The 4,430-nt window shown below is 72.4% G+C and carries 4 protein-coding genes and 1 pseudogene; all 5 read left to right on the top strand.

Features of this window, described 5'->3' with window-relative positions; genetic code table 11:
- The first annotated feature begins 734 nt into the window (after window positions 1-734).
- Entirely contained in the window at window positions 735-1,133 is a 399-nt protein-coding gene (locus ACFV6D_RS38425; RefSeq protein WP_380563356.1) for a hypothetical protein, read from the top strand.
- 176 nt (window positions 1,134-1,309) lie between these two features.
- Window positions 1,310-1,576, top strand: coding sequence for a hypothetical protein (locus tag ACFV6D_RS38420; protein ID WP_380563354.1), 267 nt, complete (start codon window positions 1,310-1,312; stop codon window positions 1,574-1,576).
- Window positions 1,577-2,188: 612 nt separating this feature from the next.
- Window positions 2,189-2,380, top strand: coding sequence for a hypothetical protein (locus ACFV6D_RS38415; RefSeq protein WP_380563352.1), 192 nt, complete (start codon window positions 2,189-2,191; stop codon window positions 2,378-2,380).
- Between the two features lie 5 nt (window positions 2,381-2,385).
- Window positions 2,386-3,411, top strand: a complete 1,026-nt coding sequence (locus tag ACFV6D_RS38410; protein ID WP_380563350.1) for a RimK family alpha-L-glutamate ligase — start codon at window positions 2,386-2,388, stop codon at window positions 3,409-3,411.
- Between the two features lie 528 nt (window positions 3,412-3,939).
- A pseudogene (gene rplJ, locus ACFV6D_RS38405) lies at window positions 3,940-4,190 on the top strand (50S ribosomal protein L10); the annotation flags it as partial.
- Window positions 4,191-4,430 lie beyond the last annotated feature (240 nt).

Here is a 4,430-nt window from a genome sequence, read left to right as displayed (position 1 = left end):
GCACGCACCCCGCGCCCCTCCCCACACCGTCGTTTAATGATCCGGCGACCACCGAGATCTACACTTGCAGTGTCGTCGGCAGCGTCAGAGGTGTAGAAGAGACAGAGGTCGGGGTGACCGGCCGCTTTGTCGTTCCGGAAGCGTTTTGGCTGGTCAGGTGGGTCAGTCGTGTGCGGTAGCTGAAGAGCGTGAACGGCGAGACGGACGTCGCGACGCTGCCCCTGACCGCGAATGAGTGGTCGGCGCTCGAAGAACTGCTGAACCGGACCACAGCGCCCCCGTCGGCAAGCTGAGTTACCTCTCCCCGGGGACGTCGAATCAGCGGGTGCACCACCCGCGATTGGGCGGCCGGCCGATCCACGGGGGTCGTCCGCACGCCTGCGTCCGTCGGCGTTCGCGACGCGCCCGTGCGGAGGCGCCCGCCCGTGTCGCGGGCGGATGCTGTGCGTTGAGCAGGCGACGCCCCACCTCTCGCCCCGGGAGCCCTGCTGTGAAGTCGTTCCGCTCGCGCCTGCTGCCCCCGCCGCCATACTCCTGGCCGTAGTCCTCCCGGTCCTGTCGGCCGCAGCCGGGGCGGCGGAGCGGGTGCCGGCGCCGGGTGCCCTGGCCCTGCGGGACGGTGAGATCGTCTACTGCCTCACCGACCGTGCCGCACACGCGCTCGACACCAGGGGGCTCGTCCTGGATGCCGTGGGCCCTGGCCACCGTCCGGAACGGGGGACGGCCACGCGTGCGTGCGGATGCCGCTGCACGAGGGCCATGTGCGGCTCGACCTCACGGGAATCGTCACGGCCCGGGGCGGCTTTTCCCTTCGACGCGCCGGCGACGGCGCGTCCGCAGACTTCGAGGACATCACCGGCACGATCGGCCTCGACGGCAGCGGCACCATCAGCGCCCGCCGCCACGGCGCGGACACCCAGGTCCTGACCTTCACCAACGCCGGGACGGCCCTGTCCCTGACCGAACTGCCCGGCCGCGACATGCCCCTGACGCTCACCGGAGCGGGCGCCGACTCGTCGGCCCGGGACTTCGGCGCCATCCCGCTGCCCGCCGGTGAGGACCTCTTCATCGCCTCCGGGACCTTCCGCCTCCTGCCCGCCCTCACCGGCCCCGGCAGTCCGCCCGCCCTCTGACCGGCACGACGCACAGGGTTCCCGCCAGGGCGGGTGGGCCCTCGTTCGGGTGATCCGCGCCCAGTGCCCTTGTCCGCGGGCGGTCCACCGCCGATGTACTTCGTGCCGGAACGGATGGCCGCGCCCGTCCGGCGCGCACCGCCGCCCTCGCGGCCCCCTTCCGAAGGAGAGCGTCGATGGCCAACGAGGAACCCGTCCTGCAGCTGTGGGGCAATGTCGGGCGTACTGGCGACCCGCTCAGTGTGGCCCCGGACGACGACCGGAACTGGGCGCTGCCCACCCCGTTCCGCACGCTCGCCGCGGTCAACGGATCCCCGTACACCGCCGAGCTGTACACCGGTGCCGACGCCCTCGGGGAGCCGGTCAAGACCCTCGGCACGGGAGAGGTGGCCCTCTTCCCACTCGGCCACGACGTGGGATCGGTCCGCTTCATCCAGGACTAGCAGCCGCCCTTCCCCGAAGGTGCGCGCGGCAGCCCTTCGGCGGCCGCGCGCGCCGCTGCTCCGCGGGCCTCGCTGGTGCTCTGCGGGTCTCGCCGGCGGCGCCACCGCTTCAAGAGTGCGTCGCCGGGACGGTCAGTTGGAGAAGAACGGGAGCGGGGGGATGTCCGGCGGGTCCGGGATCGGAAGTGTGATGAACGGTCGGGGGGGGGGGGCGAGCCGGACGGCGTCGGTGCCGGCCGGTGAAGCAGCAGCGGCACCGCCCGTGGCCAGCAGGGCAACCGCCGCAAGACAGCCGGCGGCGAATGCGGTACGCGTACGCATATCACTCCAAGGACCTGGTGATGGAGCTGCGGCGGTCGCCGCGGCACAACTCCCAGGCGACCACGGTCGCCCGCGGGCACCGCCCCGCGCGCGGACTCTGCGGCCAGGGCCCGCCGATCGGCCGCACCACCCCGCCACCACCCCCGCGCCCGCGACACCGCCGACCGCACGCGGGCCGTCCCCGCCCGGTGGGCGCGAACCGTCGGCAAGGGCCGCCGAACCCATACGAGTGACGTGTTGCGTCTATTCGACTACGTACTGCTATAACGAGCGAGACGAAAGGAACACAGCATGCCTGCTTCCGCCCTGTTCATCAGCGACCTTCCCGACACCCTGACCGGACCCGCCCCCATGGCCGACCGCAACGCCACGGCTGGCGACCCCGACGACGACCCGACCACGCTCGCGACTGGGGAAGAAGGCGACGATGGCCCCCAGCCGACCACGGTCGCCACCGGGGAAGAGGGCGACGACGACGAGTGACCGTCGTGTCCTTCGGTATCGTCGGCCGGCCCGGTGACCGGCAGGTCGCCGCCGTGCGACGGTGCCTGCGGGAGAGGGGGGACAGCGATCCGTTCGTCCTGGACCTGTCCCTCTTCCCCGCCCGCACCGCGCTGACCCTGCGCGACGACATGCCCGCCACCCCCGGCCGGGCCGGCGTCGAACACGTCCGCACCTGGTACGTGCGCACCATGCCGCTGCCCCTGCCCTTCTACCCCGGCGACGCCGACACCGCCCACGCGCGGCGCGCCGCCTACGCCGCCGGACGCGAACGCCGCTCCCTCGCGTTCAGCTTCCTCACCGCTCTCCAGCACCACGGCGCTCACCTGGTCAACACCCCCGCCGCGTTCGGCCAGCACTTCCTCAAGCTCGACCAGCTGCGCGTCCTGCGAGCCGTCGGCGTCCCCGTGCCCCGCAGCCTGGCCACCAGCGACCCCCAGGCCGTGACCGCCTTCGCCGCCGAGATCGGCGGCCCCCTCGTCTACAAGCCCCTCGCGGGCGGCGCCCTGTGTCGCCGCCTCACCCCCCAGGACCTCCACCCCGACCGGCTGCGGCTGCTGTCGGCCGCGCCCGTGCTCTTCCAGGAGGAGGTGCCCGGCACCAACATCCGCGTCTACGTCGTCGCCGAAACCGTCGTCGCCGCGTACGAGATCGTCTCGGACAGCCTCGACTACCGCGGCGCCGAGCAGGCGGTGCTCCCCGCGGTCCTCGGCGCGCACGAGCACCGGGCGTGCCTGGCGGCGGCCCGGGCCTGCGCGATGGATTTCACCGGCATCGACATCCGCCGCCGCCCCAACGGCACGTTCGCGCTCCTGGAGTGCAACCCCTCGCCCATGTTCGCCGCCGTCGAACGCAGAACGGGCGACAACCCCGTCAGCCGCGCCCTCGCCGACCTCCTGACCGGCCGACAGCCCGCCCCCGCGGCCCTCGCCGAGCGGCCAGCGGCCGAGCCCCGCGGACACCTGGCCTACCCCCGGGGCGCCGGGGACGGGTCGACGACCGCGCCGGCGTGATCGGCCGTCGGCCCCGCGGCCGGCAGGGTGGCCGACGGCCCGACCACTTCGGGAGAAGCCGGAGCACTCCGGCGGTCGGGCGAAGGCGTGGTGGGAATGGGCTCTTCGCCGACTGGCCGCTTGGCCCGGGCAGGGGGAGCCTCGATCGGGGATCATGGCGGACGCCAGGGGCGGGAACATGGCCTCCCGGCCTTCGACGGCGGCGGCCAACTCCGTTGGCCAGATGCCCTGTTGTCGAATTCTGGCGCGGCCGGAACTCCTGGGGAAAGGTTTTGCCTGTAACGACTGCTTTGCCTACTCTCGTGGCGAAGCCAAGGACCGCTGGTTGTCGTCATGCACTCGTCGCAGGGCCGACGGCCGAAGGGCTCGCTACTGCGGACGTCCGGCGCGGGCCACTGGAGCTTCGGCGCGACGGCGGGACAGACCTGCCGTTCGGCCGGGTGCTTCCCGTGCCTCGCGCAGGGGCGTTTCGTTTGTTCAGGTACTTCCGAGGGCGGTCCTCATCACCCGAAAGGAGGCCGATGCCCTATGGCAAGGCATGACAAGGCTGCCGCGGTGGCCGAGCTCACGGACCGGTTCCGCGGCTCGAACGCCGCCGTGCTGACCGAGTACCGGGGTCTCACCGTGGCGTAGCTCAAGACGCTGCGTCGTTCGCTCGGTGGGAACGCCCAGTGCGCCGTGGTGAAGAACAGCTGACCAGGATCGCGGCCAATGAGGCCGGGATCACCGCGTTGGACGGCTGCCCTGGCACCGGACGGGTTCCCTCGGCAGCCGCCTTCGCGGTGAAGCCCGATTGTCGGCCCGACAACGTCCTGCGGACCGGGGAATCGATCTTCCAATTGCTGGGAACGCTCCCCACAGTGCCTGGACATCGCTCCAGGCCAGCGGATTCTGTCGGTTGGCCACATAGGTCAACCGACCCGATGCGGGGGGGGGGGGGGGGGGGGCCCCCGCCGAGGTGGTTGGCGGCGGGGTGGGGAGGGCGCGGCGAGACAGGGCACGGACGATGTGTCAGTGAG

The organism is Kitasatospora sp. NPDC059812, from assembly GCF_042732075.1.
GTDB lineage: Bacteria > Actinomycetota > Actinomycetes > Streptomycetales > Streptomycetaceae > Kitasatospora.
The sequence above is the reverse complement of the archived record's forward strand: the minus strand, read 5'-3'. Positions and strand labels throughout refer to the sequence as shown.